General features: G+C 44.2%; 23 protein-coding genes. 10 read left to right on the forward strand and 13 right to left on the reverse strand.

Annotated features, from left to right (window positions below; translation table 11 throughout):
* Nucleotides 1-171: 171 nt before the first annotated feature.
* Together AC0MA3_RS07300 and AC0MA3_RS07305 are read right to left on the reverse strand one after the other, a co-directional pair.
* A complete protein-coding gene (locus AC0MA3_RS07300) occupies nucleotides 172-1,008 on the reverse strand; it encodes an alpha/beta fold hydrolase (RefSeq protein WP_474655682.1) in 837 nt (278 codons plus the stop codon).
* 356 nt (nucleotides 1,009-1,364) lie between these two features.
* Nucleotides 1,365-2,255, reverse strand: a complete 891-nt coding sequence (locus AC0MA3_RS07305) for a DegV family protein (RefSeq protein WP_474655683.1) — start codon at nucleotides 2,253-2,255, stop codon at nucleotides 1,365-1,367.
* Nucleotides 2,256-2,593: 338 nt separating this feature from the next.
* Here AC0MA3_RS07305 and AC0MA3_RS07310 point away from each other — a divergent pair, with 338 nt between their 5' ends.
* From AC0MA3_RS07310 to AC0MA3_RS07320, 3 genes are all read left to right on the forward strand, one after another.
* A complete protein-coding gene (locus AC0MA3_RS07310) occupies nucleotides 2,594-4,264 on the forward strand; it encodes a DUF6138 family protein (RefSeq protein ID WP_474655684.1) in 1,671 nt (556 codons plus the stop codon).
* 151 nt (nucleotides 4,265-4,415) lie between these two features.
* On the forward strand, nucleotides 4,416-4,763 hold the full coding sequence (locus AC0MA3_RS07315) for an AbrB/MazE/SpoVT family DNA-binding domain-containing protein (protein ID WP_474655685.1): 348 nt from the start codon (nucleotides 4,416-4,418) through the stop codon (nucleotides 4,761-4,763).
* Between the two features lie 50 nt (nucleotides 4,764-4,813).
* On the forward strand, nucleotides 4,814-6,478 hold the full coding sequence (locus AC0MA3_RS07320; protein ID WP_474655686.1) for an ABC1 kinase family protein: 1,665 nt from the start codon (nucleotides 4,814-4,816) through the stop codon (nucleotides 6,476-6,478).
* Between the two features lie 45 nt (nucleotides 6,479-6,523).
* On the opposite strand, the gene yjeM is transcribed toward AC0MA3_RS07320, so the two are convergent.
* Nucleotides 6,524-8,056 (reverse strand): glutamate/gamma-aminobutyrate family transporter YjeM, encoded by a 1,533-nt coding sequence (gene yjeM / locus AC0MA3_RS07325; RefSeq protein WP_474655687.1) that lies wholly within the window; start codon nucleotides 8,054-8,056, stop codon nucleotides 6,524-6,526.
* A 234-nt stretch (nucleotides 8,057-8,290) separates the two neighbouring features.
* On the opposite strand from yjeM, the gene AC0MA3_RS07330 reads away from it, so the two are divergent.
* Entirely contained in the window at nucleotides 8,291-8,773 is a 483-nt protein-coding gene (locus tag AC0MA3_RS07330) for a pyridoxamine 5'-phosphate oxidase family protein (RefSeq protein ID WP_474655688.1), read from the forward strand.
* A 157-nt stretch (nucleotides 8,774-8,930) separates the two neighbouring features.
* On the opposite strand, the gene AC0MA3_RS07335 is transcribed toward AC0MA3_RS07330, so the two are convergent.
* A complete protein-coding gene (locus AC0MA3_RS07335; RefSeq protein ID WP_474655689.1) occupies nucleotides 8,931-9,284 on the reverse strand; it encodes a winged helix-turn-helix transcriptional regulator in 354 nt (117 codons plus the stop codon).
* Between the two features lie 106 nt (nucleotides 9,285-9,390).
* Between AC0MA3_RS07335 and AC0MA3_RS07340 the strand changes: the two genes are divergently transcribed.
* Complete coding sequence (locus AC0MA3_RS07340) at nucleotides 9,391-9,780, forward strand: RidA family protein (RefSeq protein ID WP_474655690.1); 390 nt, start codon at nucleotides 9,391-9,393, stop codon at nucleotides 9,778-9,780.
* A 24-nt stretch (nucleotides 9,781-9,804) separates the two neighbouring features.
* On the opposite strand, the gene AC0MA3_RS07345 is transcribed toward AC0MA3_RS07340, so the two are convergent.
* Nucleotides 9,805-10,359: a TetR/AcrR family transcriptional regulator gene (locus AC0MA3_RS07345; protein WP_379156222.1), complete on the reverse strand. Its 555-nt coding sequence runs from the start codon at nucleotides 10,357-10,359 to the stop codon at nucleotides 9,805-9,807.
* Between the two features lie 158 nt (nucleotides 10,360-10,517).
* On the opposite strand from AC0MA3_RS07345, the gene AC0MA3_RS07350 reads away from it, so the two are divergent.
* The gene (locus AC0MA3_RS07350) at nucleotides 10,518-11,447 is read left to right on the forward strand and encodes a ketopantoate reductase family protein (RefSeq protein WP_474655691.1); all 930 of its coding nucleotides are present in this window, start codon (nucleotides 10,518-10,520) and stop codon (nucleotides 11,445-11,447) included.
* A 184-nt stretch (nucleotides 11,448-11,631) separates the two neighbouring features.
* On the opposite strand, the gene csaA is transcribed toward AC0MA3_RS07350, so the two are convergent.
* The 7 genes from csaA to AC0MA3_RS07385 all read right to left on the reverse strand — a co-directional run bounded on the left by csaA (nucleotide 11,632) and on the right by AC0MA3_RS07385 (nucleotide 17,252).
* The gene (gene csaA, locus AC0MA3_RS07355) at nucleotides 11,632-11,964 is read right to left on the reverse strand and encodes a chaperone CsaA (RefSeq protein WP_379156216.1); all 333 of its coding nucleotides are present in this window, start codon (nucleotides 11,962-11,964) and stop codon (nucleotides 11,632-11,634) included.
* A 95-nt stretch (nucleotides 11,965-12,059) separates the two neighbouring features.
* A complete protein-coding gene (locus AC0MA3_RS07360) occupies nucleotides 12,060-12,383 on the reverse strand; it encodes a putative quinol monooxygenase (protein ID WP_474655692.1) in 324 nt (107 codons plus the stop codon).
* A 1-nt stretch (nucleotide 12,384) separates the two neighbouring features.
* The gene (locus AC0MA3_RS07365; protein WP_474655693.1) at nucleotides 12,385-13,464 is read right to left on the reverse strand and encodes an FAD-dependent monooxygenase; all 1,080 of its coding nucleotides are present in this window, start codon (nucleotides 13,462-13,464) and stop codon (nucleotides 12,385-12,387) included.
* A gap of 17 nt (nucleotides 13,465-13,481) precedes the next feature.
* Nucleotides 13,482-14,330: an SDR family NAD(P)-dependent oxidoreductase gene (locus AC0MA3_RS07370; RefSeq protein WP_474655694.1), complete on the reverse strand. Its 849-nt coding sequence runs from the start codon at nucleotides 14,328-14,330 to the stop codon at nucleotides 13,482-13,484.
* 293 nt (nucleotides 14,331-14,623) lie between these two features.
* Nucleotides 14,624-15,199, reverse strand: a complete 576-nt coding sequence (locus AC0MA3_RS07375) for a TetR/AcrR family transcriptional regulator (protein WP_474655695.1) — start codon at nucleotides 15,197-15,199, stop codon at nucleotides 14,624-14,626.
* Between the two features lie 250 nt (nucleotides 15,200-15,449).
* On the reverse strand, nucleotides 15,450-15,896 hold the full coding sequence (locus AC0MA3_RS07380) for an SRPBCC family protein (RefSeq protein ID WP_474655696.1): 447 nt from the start codon (nucleotides 15,894-15,896) through the stop codon (nucleotides 15,450-15,452).
* A gap of 411 nt (nucleotides 15,897-16,307) precedes the next feature.
* Nucleotides 16,308-17,252: an MBL fold metallo-hydrolase gene (locus AC0MA3_RS07385; protein ID WP_474655697.1), complete on the reverse strand. Its 945-nt coding sequence runs from the start codon at nucleotides 17,250-17,252 to the stop codon at nucleotides 16,308-16,310.
* Nucleotides 17,253-17,423: 171 nt separating this feature from the next.
* Here AC0MA3_RS07385 and AC0MA3_RS07390 point away from each other — a divergent pair, with 171 nt between their 5' ends.
* The 4 genes from AC0MA3_RS07390 (at nucleotide 17,424) to AC0MA3_RS07405 (ending at nucleotide 21,722) form a co-directional block, all read left to right on the forward strand.
* Nucleotides 17,424-17,837 (forward strand): MerR family transcriptional regulator, encoded by a 414-nt coding sequence (locus AC0MA3_RS07390; protein ID WP_474655698.1) that lies wholly within the window; start codon nucleotides 17,424-17,426, stop codon nucleotides 17,835-17,837.
* A gap of 388 nt (nucleotides 17,838-18,225) precedes the next feature.
* The gene (locus tag AC0MA3_RS07395; RefSeq protein ID WP_474655699.1) at nucleotides 18,226-19,419 is read left to right on the forward strand and encodes a sensor histidine kinase; all 1,194 of its coding nucleotides are present in this window, start codon (nucleotides 18,226-18,228) and stop codon (nucleotides 19,417-19,419) included.
* 24 nt (nucleotides 19,420-19,443) lie between these two features.
* Nucleotides 19,444-20,124 carry a response regulator gene (locus AC0MA3_RS07400; protein ID WP_474655700.1) on the forward strand — a complete coding sequence of 227 codons (681 nt, stop codon included), beginning with the start codon at nucleotides 19,444-19,446 and terminating at the stop codon, nucleotides 20,122-20,124.
* Nucleotides 20,125-20,270: 146 nt separating this feature from the next.
* Entirely contained in the window at nucleotides 20,271-21,722 is a 1,452-nt protein-coding gene (locus AC0MA3_RS07405) for a serine hydrolase domain-containing protein (protein ID WP_474655701.1), read from the forward strand.
* A gap of 658 nt (nucleotides 21,723-22,380) precedes the next feature.
* On the opposite strand, the gene AC0MA3_RS07410 is transcribed toward AC0MA3_RS07405, so the two are convergent.
* Complete coding sequence (locus AC0MA3_RS07410) at nucleotides 22,381-24,624, reverse strand: U32 family peptidase (RefSeq protein ID WP_474655702.1); 2,244 nt, start codon at nucleotides 24,622-24,624, stop codon at nucleotides 22,381-22,383.
* Nucleotides 24,625-24,932: the final 308 nt, after the last annotated feature.

Genomic DNA, 24,932 nt, shown 5'->3' on the forward strand with positions numbered 1-24,932 from the left:
TGTATCAGCGCATCTTCTCCAATTAGATACATCCAAGCTTTCCTTTTTTAATCAAAAAAAGACGCCCAGGGGGCGCCATACATGTAATAAATAGTATGGACATTGGAGTAAGTTATATCTCGTCATAGAACCTTGTGCCACCCTCCTATGAAGTGTGGTTCGTCCTCACAATCAGCCGTTCAAGAAGTGCAACAAGGCATGGTTAAATTCCTTAGCGTGGGTAGCATTGAATCCATGGGGGCCGCCATCAATCAAGACTAACTGACTGCCCGGGATCCGCTCATGCGCTTTTTGACCACTGATCTCCACAGGAACGATAGCATCCGAGTCACCATGGAGAATAAGCGTTGGCAATTTAAATTTCTCCAGGTCCTCACGGAAATCGGTATAACTGAATGCGGAGATGCAATCAAGCGTACCCTTCGGCGATGCAAAAGCCGCAATATCGCGATTGTATAAGCGGAATGCTTCGTTTACCAAGTCCGTTCTGTCCCCGGAAGCGAAGAAATTGGTTGTGAACTCATCCAGGAACGCTAGACGATCCGCCTTTACCCCATCCTGAAACCCTTGAATAGTCGCATCGTCGAATCCACCGTCCGGATTATCCGATGATTTGTACAGGTACGGAGGGATAGCACCGGCCAACACCGCTTTCGATACCCGCTCCAACCCATAAGTACCAATGTAACGCGCTACTTCGCCTCCGCCCATGGAGAACCCGACCAATGTTACATCACGAAGATCCAGATGCACAATTAAGCTATGCAAATCCGCTGCGAGCGTATCATAGTCGTATCCGTTCCACGGCTGGGAGGACTGGCCGAACCCACGACGATCGTACGTGATCACCCGATAACCTGCTTCAACTAGTGCAGGTACTTGCTTCTCCCAGGACCTTCCGCTGAGCGGCCACCCATGGATCAACACAACCGGCTTGCCTGCTCCGACATCCTCATAGTGAAGCTCTATTGCAATTCCATTCTCGTGTCCAACTGTAACCATTGCCATTTCTATATCCCTCCATTTTGTGGCGCCTCCATGGGCATCTATTATTTATGTTTTTCGAGTATTACAAATTTTTATCTGATAGAATTACCTTATTCACGAACCTCTCCTTTCCTTGTTAAATTTATCTAAAATTCTTAACACCTGGAATATACTAATTAATAGTCAGGCTGTCAACTCCCTAAAAAATGGATTATTATGTCGTAACCATGAACCTTCATTCCTTTGCTGTTCAAACGACTATGTGCTTGTATTATGGAACCAAGTATAGAACACCTATGCATGACAAAAAAACCAGCAGACCCGCTACGGGACCTGCTGGTTTCCTTGTATGAACAAGCAATTTCGGCGGACTTGGCTCAACCCTGAAGCACAGGCTCCAGTACTCTATCCTGTACAGTGAGACTGTTAAGGGGTGTATTGTTAATCCACGAAAGCGCAAGCGTACCCTCACCCATATGAACACCTACGACCGGAACAAAGGTCATAATTTCTGTACGCACAGAAGGCGACATTTCCTTGATCACAGCCTCCAGGCTCAGCGCCTCTTCCATATTGTTGGCATGCATAATACAAATATCCTGAATCAGCCGGATATCCTGGCCGAGTGTCTCCAGCAACTTTTGCTTCGTCTTCTTGAAGGTGCGGATTTTGTCCACGACGACAATTTTGCCTTTATCGAATTTCAGGAGCAGATGAATCCGCATCAGCTGGCCCAGCAGAAGCTGGGAGCCGGAGAGCCGCCCGCTGCGGTGCAGCTGGCTGAGACTGGCAGGGATCAGATAGAAAGACATCTCTTCAATGATATTATCGATTCTGCTCTTAATCTCCAGCGCTGAGCAGCCTGCCTGCTGCCAGTGAACACCGCGCACAATCATCTCACGGATCGGGTAAGCACCTACCTTGGAATCAATGCCAATTACAGTAACGCCAGCGATGTCCGCTGCCTGCATCGAGGTATGGAAGGTCCCGCTAAGCTCAGAGGAACAATGTATCGCAATAATTTCGTCATAGTCTTCCTTCAGTCGCTCATATAATTCCACGAACTCACCGATTGGCGGCTGGGAGCTGCTGACCTTGTCATTCTGGCGCATTTTATCATAGAACTGATCGGCGGTAATATCGATATTTTCTTTATAACATTCATTATTGATTATTAGACGGAGAGGGACAATATAGATATGGTTATTCATGGCGAACTCAGAATCAATGGTGCTGGTGCTGTCGGTTACCCAGGCAATGGATTTCAAGGTTACAACTCTCTTTCGTGAGGGATTGGCTACGATCATTTAATCAACAGCTTTAACTATCTGCATATTCATAAATTATACAGGAAGCTTAGCTCCGGTATAGCGATTACGGGATAATCCCAGCACTTTTTTTCAACTTAATTCGACATAAATTCACATTATACATGATAGATATACCTATTAAAGAATAGACTGTGTATGGTATGTACGTGCGGAAAAATGGATGATCTTCGTACCTTGACATACAAGGCACAACAGTTTACCTTATGTGTGAAATGCCACATTCCTGGCAATTAACGGATGAAGCCAGAATCAACTTGAAAGCAGGGGGTAAAACGGTGAACCAGGCTGTGAATGCTTTTCTAAATGATGTATGGACGGAAGTCACTTCGATTTATGCTAGAGAACATCAAAGGATAGACAGGATAAAGAATTTCAGTTCCCTGCAGGCAGGAATCAGAGATTATCTTCGTGTGGCGTGGAGAAGAAGCCATGCTTACGGAGAGCAGGGCAACATCCATATCGATATTGATGAACCGTTCTCCTGGAGCGACAGCTCTTACACCATTAAAGCAGGCCCTTACATCGAGGAGTTAACCGATGAACTGCTGTCCCAGGAGTTTTTCCCCGCTTTATGCGAGCTTGTCGATAACCTGTTCCGCTCTAACGATCTTGGGCCTCATTTTTTTGATTACAAGTTTGAAGTGGTGTTTGAATTTGAAGGTGAGCATTCTGAATTGAGGATTTGCCGCCGCCTGTTGCATGAACAAAAGCTTGTGAAGCTTCAAAAGTCGCTGGAACATTTCATCCAAATCAAAGTTCTCTCTGATCCGCCTGTGCTGCCCAAACCAGAGGACATGTTTTTCTTCGCTCAACACCTCATTAATCCCGATCTCATGAGACAGCAAGAGAAGGTCATTCAACCGATGATACAGCGCCTTTCCGATAAGCTACAGCAGAACCAAAAACGCAAACAAGAGTGGATCGGTCACTATACCTCGGCCTTCGATAATTGGGCTCAGGATCATTTTCTTCCACAGTATTTCGTTCGTCCCGATGATTATGGATACGACTATAAGCTAAAGGAAGAGTCTATTCGTCACGTTGTAGATACCGAGGAAATGGAATTCTTCCTATATGCCGCCTTGCAAATTGGGATTACCAAGCCGGATACCCGCCAGAAGTATCTGGAACTCGCAGGACAGCTGGGTTCTGGCCAGGCTTTGCAGTATCTGAAAGTCGGCAGCGGTAAATTTAGGAGTACGTATCAGGGTGAGCGGGTTAAAGGCAGCAACAATGACGTAACGCAGACGATTGAAATCCGGATCCTTTCTGAAGAGGCGAAGGCTTACGGAGAAGCGTTAGATTATATAGTCAACCTGTTGCGGCAAGGCTTTCCCAAGGGCTACCAGCTGAAGCTGAAAACTGCCCAAAAGCATTTTCTGCCGATGAACAATCTGGCGAAGTCCAAGCTGCATCAGTTTTTTGCCAATGCGCTTAGCTACCCGGACCTCTTCCCTAAGATTGCCGAATATGCGGATACGGTAATGGAGGAGTATGCATGGTACCGGGACGTAGAGCCGGGCGAGAAATCGGTAATGCCCGGTACCTACGCTGTATTAGGCCTTGGTTTATATAGCGAATCCTATTTCCCGTTAGTCTGCCGTTATATGGAGCTGGTGGATACGGAGCATCAGATGGTGCAGGACAGCTATGCAAAAGCGTTTGTTGATGCTCATGGCGTAAAGACGGAACATATTCCGGTAATCACCTCCATTCTTCTAGGCGGTAATGAGGAAGCGAGACCGGTCAAAAACATAAATATCGACCGTCCCGAGCTAGCCGAAGCGCTTGTTCAAGTGCTGAAGAATAAAAAGGATCACGAGCGTGAGTTGGTGCTGTGCAGAATTTTCGGCAGCGCGGACAAGCTTGAGAGGGCCGTCCGACAAGCCTCCCCCCCGCTTAAGGAAGGATTGGAACAATTGTTGTCTTATTGTAAATATGAATAGTATGAAATATCATACTATATAAGATGAACTTGAGAATGGATAACGATCATTGCGGGAACGCCATGAATAACAAGACTTTCCGCAATGATGAGCCTAACATTCTCAAGTTCACGTTCTATAATGAGTAGATTGATTATCAAAGGAGAGATTGATGATGCATCAAAAAAAAGAAAATAGTCACGGATTCGGACATGGCAAAGTACTAGGAACCACATCAATGGGTGAGAGAGGACAAATTGTTATTCCTAGAGAAGCAAGGGAAGAACTTGAACTCAAGCCAGGTGAGAAATTCATCGTTTTCGGGAATAAGCGCAAGGGCGCTGTCATTCTGGTCAAAGCAGAAATGTTCAACAAATTTGCGGATTTCTTCATGAGCGCCTCTAAAAAGTTTGAAAGTATGGCCCAAGCAATCTTTGATAAAAGCACTACTATTCCTGAAGATGAGGATACTGAACCTGAGGTCGATGAAAAAGGGCCTGGGGCTGATGAAAAGGAATGAGCGAATTCTTTAAATTGATGAAGGATCCCCGGTTCAGAAGAACCATGCGAATGATTTTTAAGTTCGCTTGGGATTTCTGGTGGCTGAGCAAGCAAAAGAATTTTATTCCGAACCGGCGCTATGAAGCGAAAACAAAAGCATTATATCAAAAGCAGGCAACATATTTTACGAAGACTGCTATGGATATGGGTGGATTAATTATCAAACTTGGGCAGCATGTTAGTGCGCAAGTGGATATTTTGCCGAAGGAAATTATTGATGAATTGTCCAAGCTGCAGGATTCCGTTGATTCTGTAGATTTTTCCGAGATACAGCACAAAGTAGAGAGTGAACTCGGAGTATCCATTAGCGAGATTTTTGCTGAGTTTAGTAGGGCTCCCATCGCAGCAGCTTCCTTAGGACAGGTACATCGGGCGATACTACGGACAGGTGAAGACGTTGCAGTCAAAGTTATGCGTCCTGGGGTCGAGGATATTATTTCAATTGATTGGAAATCCATACAAGTTGCGATTTCGTTATTAAAACGCTGGACGAAGATTAGAGACTTCATGGACCTAGATGCAGTGTATGATGAGTTTTACGAGACCGTTATGGATGAGCTCGATTATCAAAAAGAGGGACACAATGCAGAACAATTTCATATGCAGCTTATCCATCGGGATGATATCGTGGTTCCAGCTATTCATTGGTCTTATACCACTTCAAAAGTGTTAACCATGGAGTTTTTGCAAGGTGTAAAAATCAACGATTTTACCCAGCTTGATGCTTGGGGGGTGGATCGGACTACACTCGCGAAGTCATTGCTGGAGATCTTCATAGAACAGATTCTAGTGGAAGGCTTCTTTCACGCAGACCCGCACCCGGGGAATGTTCTCGTGCAGCCTGACGGCACCATAGCATTAATCGATTTTGGAATGGTCGGACGGATTGCAGATGATATGAAGGCGCAAATGGTAGCCCTTCTAATGGCAGTGTATTTAAAAGATGCTCACGGCGCCATCGATGCCCTTAATCGTTTGAAATTTCTAAGACGGAATGTTGATTTAGAGGTATTCTCAAGGAATCTCACGTTATTATTTGAACAAATCAATGGTGATACGTTTGACCTCAATTTTGTGACGTCAGGTGATAATGCTGAAGAGTTACGTGATTTCCTCTTTTCTCAGCCTTTTCAGTTACCTGCATATACAACATTTTTGGGAAAAGCACTGGGCACAGTATATGGACTATGTCTAGGACTGGACCCGGAGTTTGATCTGATTGGGACCGCTAAGCCTTATGTCGAAGAGGTTGTGCGTAGCGATTTACGGGGGAATGTCTTCTCCAACGTTGTAGATGAAGGCAAGAAGATTCTCAAAGGAATTCTTCCTACGACAAAGAAGTTCATCTCTGCAGTAGATAAAATGGACAGCGGAAATTTACGGGTAAAGTTATCGAGTTCCTTCGAGAAGAAATTGATAGAGACGCAAAATAAGAATACAGAGCGAATGATCGCAACAATCATTGGCGCCGTATTCCTTCTGACTGCTGCAATCATGTGGGATGAAGTGAATCATATAGTTTCTTACGTGCTCGGCACTTTGGGACTCATCATTATGCTCAGTCAACTCAGATCGAGAGAACGCCGCCGTGATGTAAGGCATGCAAGGCAGATGAGAGCCATGCGTGAGCATAATCGATTGGAGAAATCGAAGTTTAATTCCACGCCGAAATAATTAGAGCCATCCTTAACGGGATGGCTCTTTCATTTTTTATAAATACTAGCTAATCTTTTTTTTAATCTGCATTTCTATACCGCGCTTTTTCTCATATTTGCTATACATTAACCATGCAACAACCGAGAAAATAATGGGTCCGGCCACGCTCCAAATGGTGGTTTGCAGATCCCCTTCTAAAGCCGGCTGTATAATACTAAAGAAATTCGCAAGCCCGATGGTTAGTACAACTACCCACGCCCAAAAATTAACGGCCCATTGACTTTTAATAATGATAAACGGCTTATGTATTTCTTTTCTTCTTCTGAAATATGGGAAGGCGAGTGCTATAAATACATATGGGATCGTCATAGCCACATTAGTCATCGAGACAAGGATGTTAAAGAATGCGGCCATTGTGCTTCCACCAAAAGCAATAAGTGCGATCATCACACAAACAACGGTAGCTTGAATCCACATTGCGTTAACAGGCAGCCCATTCTTTGTTTCAGCGATTTTTCCAGGCCATATCTTGGCCGGCGTGCCCTCAATCAATTGCTTTAGTGGCGAAAACATCAAGGTAAAGAACGCACCAGACAATGCTAGGAACATAGAGATTCCTACGAATCTTGCAACGCCAGCACCCAAAGCTGAAGCTGTCTCTTGACTTGCTCCAAAAGCTGAACCAAGGGATTGGCCTAAATTAGCCATAACGATATAACTTGCGTTCCCCAGATTAACATTTTTGATACCCATTACAGTGGACCAGTTGGTAAATACGCCAACTAGCAGTATTCCTAATGAATATCCTACAGAAATAATGGCTGCTGTTATAAGAATTCCTTTGGGAAAAGTTTTTTCTGGATTTTCTGTTTCATCCACCAACCCCCCTACTGCTTCAAGCCCGCCATAAGCGAATAGAGCGTATACAACAAATGCTAATGCGGCAATCATATCTCCCGCATATTTAGGATTTGGTGTCTGAGTAAATGAATGTAATCCTTCAATCGGCTGTGCCAAATGTCCATGGTTGCCTATAAGGACTGCTATTGCACCAATCCATAGAAATACATTTAATGCCAAGACTGCAGTACCACCTATAGAAGTTACTTTCCTGATCTTATCCAGTCCCTTAGTTGATGTGTAAGTGACTAGAAGAATCCATGCCATTCCCAAGATACCTAAAGCCTGTGGTCCATGAAGGCTGAATATAGTCCAGTTTTGTGTCGTATCTTCTCCGAATATTGCATTTGATACAGGAACCCACATACCGGATGCGACATTAACCATCCAAGTGATATAAGAAAAATACCACATGAACGTTCCTACAAATGCAAATCTTGGACCAATGGATTTTTCCATCCATGAATGAATTCCTCCCTTCTCCTCTTTGAAGGCGGAACCAAATTCAGCTACCATTAGTGCAAATGGAACAAAGAACGTAATTGCTGCAAGTATGTACCAGGGAATAGCCGCATAACCCATCTTATAGAACGATCTTGGGATGTTGTTGAATCCATAAACAGAAGTGAAAATCATTAAGACCAGAGACACTAAATTTAATTTTTTCGTTGTCTTTGTCTTTGTCTTTGATGCCATACTAATTCTCCCTTTTCATAACGTATCGTTGAGCTCCAACATGAAGTCAACCCTACGTAGTTTTACCATAATAATGCGTTCTCAACAAGACAAAGATAAACATTACCATCCCTAAGTCAGCGAAGGATTATGATAGCGCTTTAATATCTTATCGTATTATTCTTCACATGCACTAAGATTTTACAATGATATGCTTAATAATGTATGCCTTACGACATTTTAGGAGGTAATATAATGAGCAAGTATGACGAAGCCATGAAGCTGCTGGAAGAACAAGTGGGTAACAAGGACGGCCTGATCTCTCTGTCCACCATCGCGCTGGAACCGGGGCCCAATGGCAAGAGCCGTCCCGCTGCCCGCATTGTGGACGCCTATTATGAGGACGGCGCATTCTACACTGTCACCTACGCGACCTCAGGCAAGATGCAGCAGATCTCCCAAAACCCTGAAGTCGCCGTTTGCATCATCGTCGAGAACTTTACGGCTGATGGTATCGGTGAAAACCTGGGCTGGGTATGTGACGAGAAAAACGTGGAGATGATGACAAAGCTGCGCACAATATTCGCCGGGTGGTATAACGAAGCCAATAACGACGAAGACCCTAACACATGCCTGCTGCGCATTCGCCTGACAAAGGGCTTGTGGAATGACGCCCATAAAGGGATCAGAAATGAGATTGACTTTGTCAATAAGACGGTTGTTACCGTTGGGGGTTAAGCATACTGCGAAGTAGACATTTGATAACCGACAATATTAGCTCAAAGGGAGTGTCTGCACACTCCCTTTTTTTACTGTTATTTATGATACGGTGCAGCGTAACACCTGTATAGCGAACTCGAAAGGGACTCGATCGGATGCCTTTTACAGAAACTATTCAGGTGTTCTTACCCTTGCCCTGATTCTTGACTCCCCAGTCGCACAGCTGTTCCAGCACAGGCAACAGCGTCTCAGCCTTATCCGTAAGACGGTATTCCACTTTTGGCGGCACCTGTGGGTACTCCCTCCGCTCGACCATCCCATCCGCTTCCAGCTCCTTGAGTTGGGAGCTTAAGGTCTTGTACGTAATTGCCCCAAGCTGTCTTTTCATTTCATTGAAGCGAACCGGCTGCCTCTCGGCCAAGAGGTAAAGAATGACCATTTTCCACTTTCCGCCGATGATAGACATTGTATAACCAAACGGTGTATCCTGAAGCCTTGTATCTTTGCCGTTTAAATCGGATATGCCCATGTCTCACACTATCCTTTCAGATAGTACCTATCTTTAAAGTGCGTACTATCTCTTTCTTTGTGCCAAGTCTATACTAGCATTACTTTGAAGTAAAGGAGACAATAATATGCCTACAATCAAAACTTATCATCATCAGCTCTGGGATCATGGCATCTCGCAAGGATACAGCGTAAACGGCACCCTCTACATCTCGGGTCAATTCTCTCACAATGCAGCGGGTGAATTTGTCGGGGCCGGCGACATTGAGAGCCAAACCCGTCAGACATTGGATAATCTAGATCGCGTACTGGCAGAATTCGGCATCACCAAAACCAACCTAGCTTATGTCGAGGTATACCTAACCAATGCACAAGAGCATGGAGAAACAGTTATCGAGATATTCAAGGAGTACCTGGGAGATCATCACCGGCCCGCTGGCAGCCTTATCGGCGTTACCTACCTGGCCTTTCCCGAGCAATGGATTGAGATCAGAGCAGTAGCCCATGTAGATAAATAAAAGTATACACAGTGGCAAATTAGATTAGAGTGATACAAGGTGCTTGGTGTATGGTTCTAGCATAAACATAAGTTGCTCAGTAATTTCCTGCACATTACAAGGCATAGAATTATTGATCCACCATTCCAGTACTCCAATAAACCCCGAAGTCAAAAAATGAGTGGTTACACCATTTGAATATGCGCTGTTTCCTGACTTTACACCGACAACCTCTGTTACTGTTTGCGCAATAATGTCATATAAGCGGTTGCGAAAAAATCCAAATCCCTCATTACTAAGAAGCAACTTGTATATTGTAAAATTTTTCTCCAAGTATTCAAATATGCTTTGAGATGCGTCTATGTTTAGATTGGGGTCAGCACTATTGACACAGTGATCTAGCAGCAGCTCAACATATGTTTCAATGCACTTGTCCAGCAAGTCGAGTTTATCCACGTAATGAAGATAAACAGTCCCTCGGTTTATGTTTGCGCGTTCGGCAATGTCATTGATAGTTATTTTCTCAAATCCTTTTTCAGCCAACAGTTCGATGAAGGCATTCATAATTGACTGCCTTGTTTTTTGTATTCTTCTGTCCACAAAGTTACCTCCCCAGATATTTAACAAATTAGCGTGATGTGTTGAGTTCTCAACAGTTGGAACAAATGTAACTATTGAAATGCTCTCCACAAATCAGTACGCTAAGGATATCAACCATTTGTTTAAAAATCAACACGCGTTGATTAAGGGGAGGATTTATGAAAATACTATTTTTTGGTCGCGGTACTATAGGGACACTGTACGCCTGGGCGTTTAAAAATGCAGGCCATACTGTTGAGTTTTATGTTCGTGAAGGTAGGAAGATGCAATATGGCCCATATGTAAACTTAGAAATATGGGATGCACGACGGAGCAAAAGAGACCGGCTAGTCAAAGAAAAATGGCCTATTATAACACATGAAGAAATAAAGGAAAATCACGACTATGACCTCATTTTTATGAGTATCAACCCCGAGCAAGTATCAAGTGCAGTCCACTACCTTGCGCCACGAGTTGGAAATGCAACCGTTCTGTTTTTCAATAACTTTTGGCAAGATCCCAAAGCTGCTGTTCAGCCGATTCCGGTCAGTCAAATTGTTTTTGGCTTCCCCGGTGGTGGCGGTGGATTCGAAGGAAACACTCTTTACGGTGGTGTTTACAAGATGGTTCAGTTTGGAACATTTGAATCTGAGCCTACCAAAAGAGATTTAGAGGTTCGCAAGCTTTTTGCTGAGGCAGGCTTCAAGATCATGGTTCAAAAGGATTTTCAAAGTTGGCTCTGGAATCATTTCGCATTAAACGTAGCAATGGAAGTCGAAGTATTAAAAAGTGGCAGTTTTGAAAAAGTAGCTTCTTCGCCCGAAGCGCTAGCTGGAATAGGTCATAATATGAAAGAAATGATCCCTGTTCTGAAAGCAAAAGGCTCAAAACTTGATGTTTTGACAAGGGTATTGAGCTCCCTGCCACCGAGAGTTGTAGGACTTCTTATGAGTAAAGTAGTTTTTTCACCTAAAAGCATGGCCTATGCACTTGTGAAGCATAATCACTTTAAAGTTGGTTATGCCGCACAGGAAGTTATATCAGAAGCCAGAGAGCACGGCATAAAGACACCACGGCTTTGCGCTGTAGAAAGCCTAATTACGGAATAGAAAGAGCGGCTAGGTTTTCTCGCTTGCACTGTTGGACAATTTTAAAGCATGGCCGCACGGAGCTAAGCAACTTGCATCTATCTCAAATACTTCATCCGCCCTATGAATATAGCCAAAGCCTCGACTAAAGTCGTCCAAAACTTAAAGCGAGCTCCCAGAAGTGGAAGCCCGCTTAGTGGACCTTTTACGCAATAGGAGTACCATTAGGCATTTCCGTATCCGGCTTTAATAGAATAACATCTCCTTTTTCCACGACTCCTCCCAACACTAATACCTCCGATTTGAACCCCGCAATGCGCCGAGGAGGAAAATTGACGATTCCTATAATCTGCTTCCCTACAATTTCCTCAGCTTTGTAACGCTTAGTTATTTGTGCACTTGAGGATTTCATCCCGATCTCCGGTCCAAAATCAATCTTAAGCTTTATCGCAGGGATCTTTGCTTCTTCAAAAAACTCGGCTTCCTTAATCGTTCCGACACGAATATCTAGTGCTGCAAAATCATCGATCGTTGCCAACGTTTTGCCTCCTCCACTAAAGTCTTTAAGCCCCTCACGAAAATATCTCTCACGCTTTCCGGATAGAATTTAATGAGTTCCGCTTGGTGTTGCATTTACTGCACCGGGCGGAAAGGCTGCAGGAGCCGAATCCCTTCCTCAATGGATCCCTCCATCAGTTCTAAGAGCTGGGGCACCAGTTCCTGCATCCGAGGGGCACTCAGGTGCCGATCAAGGGCATCCCGGTTTTCCCAGCGCTCGTAGATAATGAATGTACCCGGCTGGCCTTCTACCTCGTGAGCCTCATAGTCAATGTTGCCTAGGTCGTTGCGCGACGGGGTGACAGCAGCAGTCATGAATGCCTTCATCTCGGCTTCTCTTCCTGCCTTAGCTCTCGCCTCCCAGAGTACAGTAACGTAACGGTTCTTTGTATCGTTCATATTAATTCCTCCTATTGTATTGGCCCGCAAGAACATCTTGACGAACCACATCTAAACGGCGTGTTTGGTATTCACTCAAAGCTTCTGTTATCGAATTCGGATACTGCTTAATGGAGTCTACAATAGTAACGGTATCATCAAGTGAGTCATTAAAGCCTGCGCCCGTCATTGGTGACATGGTATGAGCTGCATCGCCGATCATGGCGATTCTTCCTTTTGACAATATATTAGGGATGTATTCATTAACAGGTGCCCCGATTAAACTGCGGTTCTTAATTGCGATTTGCAAAACGGCATCATCTTCCTTATTCCAATGGGCTTGGCTGGTTTGTGACAGTTCTTCCAGTAGCCAGTCCGGAATATCTTCACCGTATAAGGAGTGCTGGGCAACCCCGTCCTTTAACACCCCTAACTCAGACAGCAATTGATTATGCGAATGATCAAACCAGCAATAACCTATCCACCGCTGGCCAGGATTGGTTCCTCCTTCTTTACCTGGCATCACCGCAGTTGTCAATGTACCGGCAGCACTATTGTTGAAATAAGCGTTCGAAAGTTGCCGTTTATTCCAGTCTTTCTTTGGCAGCAGTTCTTCGTCTACCTTCCCAACCCAAACCAGATAGCCAGCATAATCTGCAAATGGTTTGTCAGGATTTAAATAGCGGCGGACAATACTGCGATATCCATCTGCGCCAATCAATAAGTCCCCTTTAAACGTCTGCTCCTCTTCACTGGTAGCCCAAGCAGATGATTCATTTTGTCCCACACTAACAATTCGTGTATTGTGCCGAAGGGTAATACCAGGTTCTTTAGCAACTGCATTGCGCAAACGTTCTTGAATGGCTGACCAGGCTTCCACATTGTTGTTACCACTAGATGCCAAGTGTCTTAATTCTCGTTCAATTTCACTATTACGATAAGGCTTTGTGTGTAAACGAATAAAAGCACCATTTCTTAATGAGGAATCTGCACGTTCAAGAATAGTAACGGTATAACCAGAGCGAGATAACGCAAGCCCCATCATTAGACCACCTAAAGATCCACCTACAATAATGGCATGTTCCATCTGTTTGTGTGACATCGTTCATTCTTCCCTTACTACAGGTTCATCTGGATACGGAGCATCCGGTCGAGGAGTCGATCTGGAAGAATACGGACCAGTCGGGTCAGCAGTGCCGAATCGCGACCAACCGTATAGCGGGTGTGCGGTTTACTGACGTGGATTGCTCGTGAAACCACTGCTGCCACTTTCTCGGGGCGGATGCCGTCCGTTGCCCACGTATCAGCCTGAGCCTTCACGGCATCAAAAAGACGATCATGGCGCCTGTGCTGGTCCGGCGTCATCAACTTGGCCAGCCGCTCCGCTGTCATAATCCCTTGCTCTGACAGGCCAGTTCTGACGCCACCCGGAGTGATCATGATTACCTTGAGGCCAAACGAGGACATCTCTCTGCGGAGACTGTCATTGATCGCTTCCATCGCATACTTGGCAGCCGAATAAATTCCGAAACCGGGCATGGAGACCTTACCCCCGAGCGAACCGATATTGACTACGCGCCCGCCGCTGTTCAGCAAGGCCGAGGTAAGCGCCTGAATAACCGCGACCTGTCCGATCACGCTGACTTCAATCTGGCGGCGGAATTCATCGAGGGGGACCATCTCAAGAGGTGCATTAACGGCGATGCCGGCATTGTTGACCACTGCCCGCAAAGGACGACCAAGCGGATCTTGCTCCACCCGTTCGGCCAGCGCCTTGAGCGTGCCGATATTGGTAACATCGACGATTACCGGCTCGATATTTTTGCGTTTGATTTTGTCGGCGTCTTCCTGACGACGAACCCCCGCCAAAACGTGATATCCTTCAGTGGCGAGCTGCTCCGCGGTAGCCTTACCGATGCCGCTGGACGTACCTGTGACAACGACCAGTTCTTGAGTTTTGAATGACATAGTAAGCCTCCTAGGTTTGATAAGATATGGTTCACGATATAGCACTGCTATACGGACATTATAGCACCGCTATACAAAGCTGTCTATAGCGGTGCTATATATTTTTACAAAGTGTTGTCCTGCGGCCTGAACATCATTTTAGCGGGCGTTGCGTGAGGAGTGAGATCATCGACATCCTTCTGAAAATGAAAAAAAAGACCGCCATCCTGCTTGGATAGACGATCTCTCTTATGTGCCACTATTTGTGGGCCCTCATCTTTACCTGAAATCTTTACACTCTGTCATCGGATCCCTCATTTTGAATCGGCGTCCGGCTCTTGAATCAAAATGATCTGCATTACGCTTTCCCGAATGAGATCAACGACGTTGGGTTCGGGTAGGGGTGCCTTACGAATCTGGGCCGTCACATACAGCCAAGAGGCCGTATTGGCGGAAGCCCAGACCAGATCTGCCGCAGCTTGAGCTGACACAGCCAGTTTGCCTTCGGCAGCGACTCTCTGAACATTTTGCACTAGTACTTGGTGCGAATGCTCTGCCGCCTCGATATGTGCACCCTCGAGCAACCGCCCCATCATCGCCGCATAGATCCGAGGACGGGCTGCCGCGAAGCGGACATAGTCATCCCATCCTTGACGAAGAGCCATCTCTGGAATGGTGGACTCCACTGCGGCAATCTTGCTTTCAAATAACTGTTTGAACGCTTCCACTATAGCTGCACTCAGGAGTCCATCGGCATTGCCGAAATGATGATAGAGTGTAGGGGCCGTAACCTGCGCGATCGCAGTTACGGCTCGCGTCGAAAAATGGGCTCCGCCCTCCTCTTCGAGTACCTTAAGAGCAGCTGCTAATATTTTGTCATATGTGTTCATACGTCCATTATAGCAGTGCTATATGCGTATGTCCATGACGAAGGTTGCATGCTTGTGGCCATAATCCCTGTACTCGTGACCACATATTCGATTCAAACCATATGTTATCGATGAATGAATAGTTTCATTAACTTCACGGGGAATTCCGATAAAAATTGCCGTTACTTATGGTACAGTTCTCCGCGCTGTCTGTAACGGCAAGGTTAAAAGCCATCCTTTGTGGGATGACCCCTTCTTTGATCTTACTGCCTTATTCCGTCCTTCTTCCAAAATACTTCTTTATCATTCTTTCACGATCTTTAAACATGAAGATCAGGCCAACTTTTATTAACCAACTGGGCAGAGAGCTTTCAAACTCCACCCTGTCCGTCATAATCGTTTCACGAACGGACTTTGAAGCAAACTGATGGCGGTGCTTCCAAGAATGGAACGGAAATATGGGATCAATAAGGATATCTTCAAATCCTTCCTGTTCTTTCCACTCTGATATATACGACTTCCAGGAGATTTTCCAGAACCCAAAGTTTAGTTCCAACTGGATCGTTTTTCCCGCAGCTGCTTCGGAAGGCCCCTTCACCGTCGTTTTGGGGAAGGATGTAATTCTGACTAAATTCTCAGCTGACTGAAAAAAGTCCCAAACCCGCTCCAAAGGTTGCATAAGAACGGTTTGATAAGTAAACGTCCCTTTCCATTTCACGACCAGTCACCTCACGCTATATGATCACCTATTGGATTTCTGGTTTCATTGCCCTAAAACTTTCAAACGATTGACTGTTCAACGTTGTGGAAGTTTCCGAGTATGGTAGCTTCGACAAGGACGAGGCCATCATTCGGTAACTCTACTTTTTGCTTTACCTTTTCTCTCAGGAATTCTTTCGATTATCCCATTTGCAATCATTTATCAAATATTCTCTTGGTGATATTTCCCGATCCAATATGACATATTTCTCTAGCGCGTGAATTATTTATTTCATCATGATGTACTAAATACCCATCAATTACTTTGGCAGGGTACACGATGGGTGCCTTCTTCGCGTAACTATATAAGGTATACTTCATACTTATCCTCTTTTCTATATTTATTTTGTAAACAGCGTTGCTTGTTGTCTCATCTGTTGTTTTGAACAAGCATACTGTTAAAGAGCCAGCGAAAATTCCATCTGAAATACTGGGGCAGATGCCAATCCTCATAGTCTTTTAATACCCCTTGTTCCAACCAGTAAGACTCTGATTTCCCGCTTGTTACAGCTCCAGAAACATAAGTGATCGTTTTCTCCAAAAATCGTATGACATCCGTGATTCGATCTGAATTAGATACATCTCCGTGTCCCGGAAGTACAGTATCGACCTTAAGGTCCTTTTGAATGCGTTTAAGGATGCGTATCCAAGCGTATGGATTACCGTATGGTATGACAGGAATGGTCTTAGTCGATATTAAATCACCAGCGATCAAAGTTCGCTCTTCTGGAACGTACACAACTGCATCACTTAAAGAATGACCTCCTCCGTAAGATAAAACTTCGATAGTTCTCTTTGTTCCCTGAATAACGAGTTTATCGTCAAAAGTTATCGTGGGTACCACCCTGTAAAGGGAAGGGATGGCATCATGCAGAGCTCTCTGTACGGAAAGATCATAGTCAATTTCGGTTAACATGTGGGGATCTCTTTGCGTTGAACGTACATGATTTAGGCTAGTTATTATCTTTTGAATGTTTTGCTGCATGAGATCAATATTCACTTCACCCATATCAGAAAGCAAATCTCTTGTCCAAACGGTAGATATAAATTCGCTTTTCATAAATTCCTGATTGCCGTTGATATGATCTCCATGAAAATGTGTATTCACTACATATTTAACCGGTTTGTTTGTTAATTGTTCAGCAGTATGGCGTAACAAAGCACCAGAATGCGGCAGGTTGGTTGTATCCACTACAACGGTTAAATCCCCAAGATCAACAATGGCTGCATTCCCCAGAGAACCGCTGCCTGGAACCGAAATAGCACCCCAGATACCTTCCGATGCTTGTTGAATCGTGAAATATTCGTTGTTCATTGTTGCACCCCTTTAACAATTAGTAAAGTTAACTTACAAGTTAGAGTCAACTGGAAGTCAAGAGGTTTTTCGGGGTGAAGTTAGGGTCAATTGTAAACATTGGCTTTGAGTTGACTGAAAGCTGTATAATATTTTTCAATATCAGCATTAAAAAGGAGGGGCAGAAATCGGATGCTTACAATAAGTCAAGTGTCAGAAAAAACAGGATTAACTCCTTATACGATTCGTTATTATGAAAAAATAGGGGTACTGCATGAACCCAAGCGTAGTAATGGAGGGGCACGTGTCTACAAAGAAAGCGAGGTTTCCTACATTCAATGTCTAAATAAACTAAAAAAATTGGGCTTATCGCTTGAGGAGATTACGGAATTTACTCGTGAGGGCTGTGTAATGGATAAAATTCAACACGGGGAGAATCCTTCTAAGTATAATCCCACCTTAAAAAAGCGGATTGAAATCCTTGAGAAGCATCTGATGGGACTGGAATCCAGGCGACAAGAAATTGATTACATGATTTCTCTCGCCGAAGAGAAACTTACCCTATACCAAGAACTTACGAAAGAAGACATAGTAAATACTAGATAATCGCGGCGCAATCCTACGTGAACACTGCAGGGTCTCTGATGTAGAAAATCAGACACCCTGTGCCAGTTAATTGAAAGCACTGCTTGATAGCGAAAGCTAATGAAGCTAAAGAAGCGGCCAAAATGAATTAAATATACTTGTCCTGACTTGTCTGTAGTTGCCTGTAAACCTCTCTAAAGTTATCACCAACAGTGTTACCCCCTAGCCTGGATCATATGGAAATATGTTATCATATGTTTCCTACGAAGCAGTGCCTTGACCCAAGTTTCGCTCTACTTATGATACGGTTCACCGTAACATTTATAGAGCGAAATCAAAGGCACCCATAGCAACGAATTCATGGTATGCTTTGGATATTCTTGGGTTACTGACGTCGAGGTGCATGAATATGAGTGGATTGGCTAAAGAAAGGCAAATCAATGACCCCTTCAGTTACTTTCTTTTAACTATCATTCGGTTAAGCTATTTTCTTGTGCTTAGCTTGATGTATCTGCTTATCAAGTTTCCGGCTCCTGCTTGGGTGAACTTCTTCATTATCGGCAGCATAGTTCTGTTTGTGCCCATTCATTTTCTCTATCCAATAGTTAACAAAAAATGGACCATTATCCTATTGGTCTCCATTGATATTGCCATTACAACCTCTTATTCTTATGTTTTTCTAAACGAGGAATCTCCCGACCTGCTGTTCATGGGCTTATCCAGCTTGTTTTTATTTATGTTCGTTCAATCCCGATTGGTTAAAGTCGTTTGGTACGTTTACTTCGGGACAAACATCCTAGTCCTCATCCTAATTCAATTGCATAAATATGGAGACATCGAAGGTGCCTATTATATCGTGAACGGGTCGTTCGTAGTGTTCGCGGGCCTGATCGGCTCGTTGATCCGTTACTACAAACAATCGCGCATTCAAACCGTTCGCTTGAATGAGAAACTGGAGACCTCATACAAACAGTTAAGCGAGTATGCCTTACAGGTAGAGGAGTTATCCGTTAACCGCGAAAGGATTCGCATTGCAAGAGAGATTCATGACACGGTTGGTCACAATTTGACCGCTCTTCTCATTCAACTGGACGTGGCTCGGAAGTTACAAGAGATCGATATCGAGAAAAGCCGAGAGAGTTTGCAGCAATGCGAAAATCTGGTTCGCTCCGCTCTGCGGGAAGTTAGGCTCTCGGTGCGCACCATTCGCGAAGAGGACAACGGCCTGTCTTTAGCGGAAACCGTCGCGAAGCTGACCGAACAGTTCGCGGAAATGACGGGTATGCGAATTGAAGTCGAGGTAGATCCACAGTTACCAGCCGTATCCGATCCTTTGCAACTCACCATTATCCGGATCGTGCAGGAATCGTTGACCAATGCCCTGAAGCATGGAGAAGCCTCGCAAGCATGGGTGACCCTCCTCTATACGGAGCGGAGGATCGATTTACGCATTCTCAATAACGGGGCGGGACATCCCGGATTCACACCTGGGTTTGGCTTGATAAATATGCGAGAGCGGGTACAGGAACTCGGTGGGATTCTGCTTATCCGATCCGATCCCGAAGGTGGTTTCGAAGTACATGTTACCATCCCGATGGATTAGATCTTACGGAAGGAAGCGAAACGAATGATTCAAGTGTTAGTTGCTGACGACCAACGCCTGATGCGAGACGGATTATCTACCCTTATCGGTCTGGACCCGGGTATTAAGGTGGTAGGTACAGCTTCAGACGGCAAAGAAGCTTACGAGAAGGCAGCTGGGCTGCATCCGGACGTCGTCCTGATGGACATTCGCATGCCAATCGTGGACGGCGTGGAGGGAACGCGACTGATTCGCCGTCACTTGCCGGAAGTGAAAGTGCTGGTGTTGACGACATTCGAGGATATCGAACTAATTGTCATGGCGCTGGAACAGGGAGCCAATGGCTATCTTCTGAAGGATATGCCCTCGGAGGCAATCATTAGTGCCATCCACACGATCCATTCAGGCGGAACCGTACTCCAGCCCAGCATAACAGCCCTAATTCTCGAGGAATGGAAGAACCGCGAGATCAGAAGCAAGGGCACTACCGTTCATAGTGATGATCCCCGGTTACCCCTGCTCGAGCAATTGTCGGTCCGAGAGATGGAAGTGCTTCAACTGATTGGCCGCGGGTTGAACAATAAAGAAATTGCAGATACGCTGGTCATTACCGAAGGAACCGTCAAGAACCATGTGTCCAACGTCATCTCCAAGCTTGAGTTGCGTGATCGGACACAAGTAGCGATCTTCGCTGTACAGAACGGAATTACGGCGATCGAGACATGACTTTGTGCACAGTCTTATAACTAAAGTATGGAAATGCATACGTTTGGGGGCGCGATAATTCTATCAGATGGCAGATTCGTCCGGCTATCGATATTGTTACACTTTTTCCAGAGCAGCAAAAACTGAATGGAAAGAGGCGTTGCAATTTGTTCCGACGAATATGGATTATTTTATCGGTCTTCTTTGTTTTAACAGCAAGCTATACGCAAGTCTATGCAGGTTCTAAGCCACAGCATGGAGATTCGGAGGGTATTGAACTACAAATCGAGAAGTTGGTACGCGCTAATATGGCCAAAGGCAACATTCCCGGCGTCTCCCTAGTCGTCTTCAAAAATGGCCAAACGACGATAAGCAAAGGCTATGGTTACGCGGATAAGCAAGCCAAGCAGAAGGTCACGGCGGAAACAGAATTTCAATTAGGTTCGTTGTCCAAAGCATTCACGGGACTTGCAATCACTCATCTAGCCGAGGAACATCAGCTCGAGTTAGAAAAAGGGGTCACTTCTTATCTGCCCTGGTTCCAAGTCCGGTACCGTCAGGCTCCTGCGGAGATCACACTCAATCAATTGATGGAGCACACTAGCGGATTTGGCACGGAGACGTTTATCGATATTCCCGCCTCTTCGGACAAGGATGCTCTGGAGCGAGGCGTAAGGACGTTGGCAAATGCCTCGTTAAGCTCCTCTCCGGGCGAGAAATACGCCTATTCCAACGTGAACTTTAACATCTTAGGCCTTCTTATCGAGAAAGTCTCGGGGCAGTCGTATTCGGACTACATGAACGAACATATTTTCAAGCCGCTCGGACTTCTGAATACGAGTGTTCGCGAGGAACGTTTGCCTCACAATTTGGCGGCGGGATACAAGGTTTCGTTCTTCGGAGCGCGCCCATATTCAGTCCCGTTCAGTTTGAGCCAAGCCCCGGCGGGATCGATTATTACGAACGGGGAAGACATGACGAACTGGCTAAGATTCAACTTAGGGATCGACAGTATCGACGGTTATAAGGCCGTTCAATCAACGGATACAACCCCCTTTCATTATTACGGCGGCTGGGAATTCGATGCGAATTCAGATCAGATTCAGCATGGAGGGAATCTTGAGAATTACTCTTCTTATATCGTGATGGACCCCAAGGAGAAAACGGGCGTCGTCGTATTGGCCAATTTGAATTCAGTCTACACGACGGCCATCGGCGAAGGAATCATGTCTTTGTTGCAGGGGCATCCGCCGGATAGCGGAGCTTCGGACATCTATCTCCTGACCGATCAGATTGCCTCGTCGATTATTCTGATCATGGGTGTGTTGATTCTTGTAATTCTGTGGCTTTTATGGAACACAATGAAGGCCATCCGATCAGGGCGCAGAACCTTCCGAATGAGGACACTGCAAATCATTCTCTCCATTCTTCTGATATCAGTTCTTGCGTTTCTCTATGTTCTTACTATCCAGTTGCCTACTTTTATTTACCCGAATGCGGATTGGAGCTTTATTAATGACTGGATGCCGAATACAACCCTGTACGGGGTGTTGGTTTTACTCGGTTTCTTGACGCTCCTAACTATTAATGCAGTCGCTAGGCTCGCCTATAGGAAATAGAATCTAATCTAATTTCATTTCGCCCTACTTATGATACGGTTCACCGTAACATCTATAGAACGAAATTGAAGGCCTCACTATTCCTTCATCCCTTAACTCTTTCGCTATTCACTCCGCACTCTTCCCGCCCTGCGCCAATCTCTCCAAAATCCTTCTTTTACGATACAGCATCCGCGCGGCCTCGGCGAGATTTAGAAATGAACTATCGATAATGTAAAGACTCATATAAGCAACACTACTTTTCGGTTTCTTCGCGATAGTTAACTTATCATGTTAGGACTACCTAAGCATCTTAACTTGGAAGTCGATGTTTTGGACCTAGCCTATCGTTTCCTAAGATTTCTACAACTAACCAATGTAGATTCAACGATAAGGGGATTCTGCTGAAAAGCAGTCGGCCTCTCAAAAAGACTTTTCCTTACTTCTGACACGTTCACTGCGATGGTTGAAGCGGCAAGTTTTAGAGCCGCCCAGTACTGGGCGGCTCTTTCTTGTTCTTTTATGTTAAGCTGAACGATTAGCAAGGAAGACAGCGATATACAGGTCAACCCCAATCGCAGAGTCTGCCGTCCGGGCATTTATGTACGCCATAATCTGACCGCTGCCGCTGTTGGATTCGCTCCCGCCATCATATTGCCAGAACCATCCCTTTGGCTACCTACACAATCTCTTTATTAAAATGTCCTCTTGTGTCTGTTTCCTGATTAAAGGCAGCATTATTCATTGAGCCATTTAGTTTGCCTGACGCCATATGAATGACTTTCACAACCTGTTCTTTAGATTCAACTGTGAAGTTTAATCGGAGTGCCTCGATTCCTTTGATGTTTGGTAGCTCATCTAAAAGATTAAGCGTCTTCCCATTAAGGAGGGTCGTTGTACAATCATTATGAGAAATGATAGGGAACGTTCCGTGCTCATCTTTTAACTCATAGCTCTTCGTTTTGCAAATTTTGCATTGATTCATTTTTTTCATCGGACAATATTTTGTAAACATCAAAGGAACCTTACCATATACAATCATTTCTAGTGCAGGATAGCCGTCATTTTCTTCATAATAGGCATTCATTAAATCTTCAATTTGGCTCTTATTCAACTCATAAGATAAAGTGACTCGTTTTGCACCTAATTTATATAATTCATAGCAACTAGTAGCATTAACAACATTTAGAGAATAGTCCGTAACAAACGGATTCGTTTCTCTGTAGTGATAAATCCCACCATATCCTCCGATGAGTAGCTGCCCTTCTTTGTCCTTATAATGATTCTGATTTCTTCTAACAACGTTTTCAAAATAGATTTCCTTAATTCCACAGCTCACGCAAGCATCATACTGCTCCTTAGTCGTTACAGAGGCCGTAAGGTATGGTTTTACAGGGGCAAAGCTTATTTTTTCTTTTGCTTCCAAAGCCTTGGTTCTTTTCTTTTGGCTGTTAAGCTTTAAGTCATATAAGCCCAGTACAATATCCCTTCTTGCTGCATTTAACAGTTTAGCTGGAATAAATGCATTGCATTCCTCAAAATCCACATGATTAAGTTCGAATATCGTATCATTTAGTCTTGAAAATTGCTTGATTACCTGGTCTTTTGTTGTTGGATTATTAATGGCTTCGCCTAGTATTTCCTCGCTTTCATATGAATAATGATAGCCTAAGCCCACCGCATCTATGAAAAGCTTTGAATCTGGACATGCATATACTCTAATATCGAGGTTAAACCGCTTAAATTCTTTTTCCAGTGATGCTTCTAATTCTTTGTTATAGAAATAATCCTTCGTTTTATATACGAGATCTCCCACAGACAACTTTTCTTTGATTTTGATATAGCAGACATCCTCTGCTTTGTTGATTAATTCGCCGTTTTTATCGTACAGTTTTGCAACTGTTAAATTAACATCCTCATGGTTGTGACTTATTCTGATTGTATCGTTTTGATTTAAAGTACGTGTAAGTGTGATTTCATACCTATCTTTAACAACCTTGCTGATGGTTCCAATTTCATAACCGAAGTTATTAGGTCTTGAGATGTTTGTAATATTTTTCTTATCTTCGCGAAATAAATATCCTTTAGTAAATGTTCTATTGAATGTTTTTTTCAGATTTTCTTTATCTTCTTCGGTTATTTTATGCTCTAAGGCCATGCGATATTTGGATACAACATTCGCAACATACGTAGGCACTTTCATTCGGCCTTCTATTTTTAAAGAATCGATTTCTTTTAAATCATGGATATAATCGATGGTGTTTAAGTCCTTAGTAGATAGAATATAGGTTTTCCCTAAAGATGTTTCTGTTGTCTTATCCATTAGTTCATACTCCTTACGGCATGAACCAACACATCTTCCGCGATTTGCGCATCGATAGCCGATTAATCCTGACATTAGACAGTTTCCCGAATAAGATACACATAAAGCACCGTGAACGAAAATTTCTAAAGGGATCTCAGCTATTCTTCTGATCTCTTTTACTTTTTCAATCTCAACCTCACGGGACAGAACAACTCGTTTAGCACCAAGTTCTTTGAATAATAAAGTTCCGTCTAAATCGTCTATTCCCATTTGAGTTGAACAATGTGCTTCCATATCAAGAAAGTTATTAACGATATAATCGAAAGCAGTCAGGTCCTGGACGATAATGCCATCCACACCGATTCTATTTAATTCGTGTATCTGCTCTTTCATCTCTTCAACTTCGTTTTCAAAAACGATGGTATTCATTGTAACATAGAGTTTAACGTCCCTCAGATGCGCATACGTAACAGCCTCTTTTAACGATTCAAAATCAAAATTAGATGAATATGCACGTGCACCAAATTTTTGCATTCCTAAGTATACTGCATCACAACCATTAGAAATTGCAGCTTTTAAAGCCTCCATATTTCCTGCTGGAGCTAATAATTCAGTCATTTTTTTCTCCTTATACCCATAAATTAGAAAAAATTTGTAGTTACTTGTGATACGTTCTCCGTGACATGGAGCTGCATCATCATAGCTATCCTTGAGTTTATCCCGATGGAGCAGCATGATGCTGTGACCCAGCGCATGGAGGATGAGACGTGGGCTTACTATGATCCAATTGGCCTAGGTGAAGCATACCGGCAGATGGAGGCCATGAATTGATTAAGCATGCCAATAGACCAATACAATTTCAAAAACGGTGGTGAAGAAAACTTGCCCTACTTATGATACGGTTCACCGTAACACTCTAATGGCGA

The sequence above is a fragment of the Paenibacillus sp. LS-5 genome, from assembly GCF_056121505.1.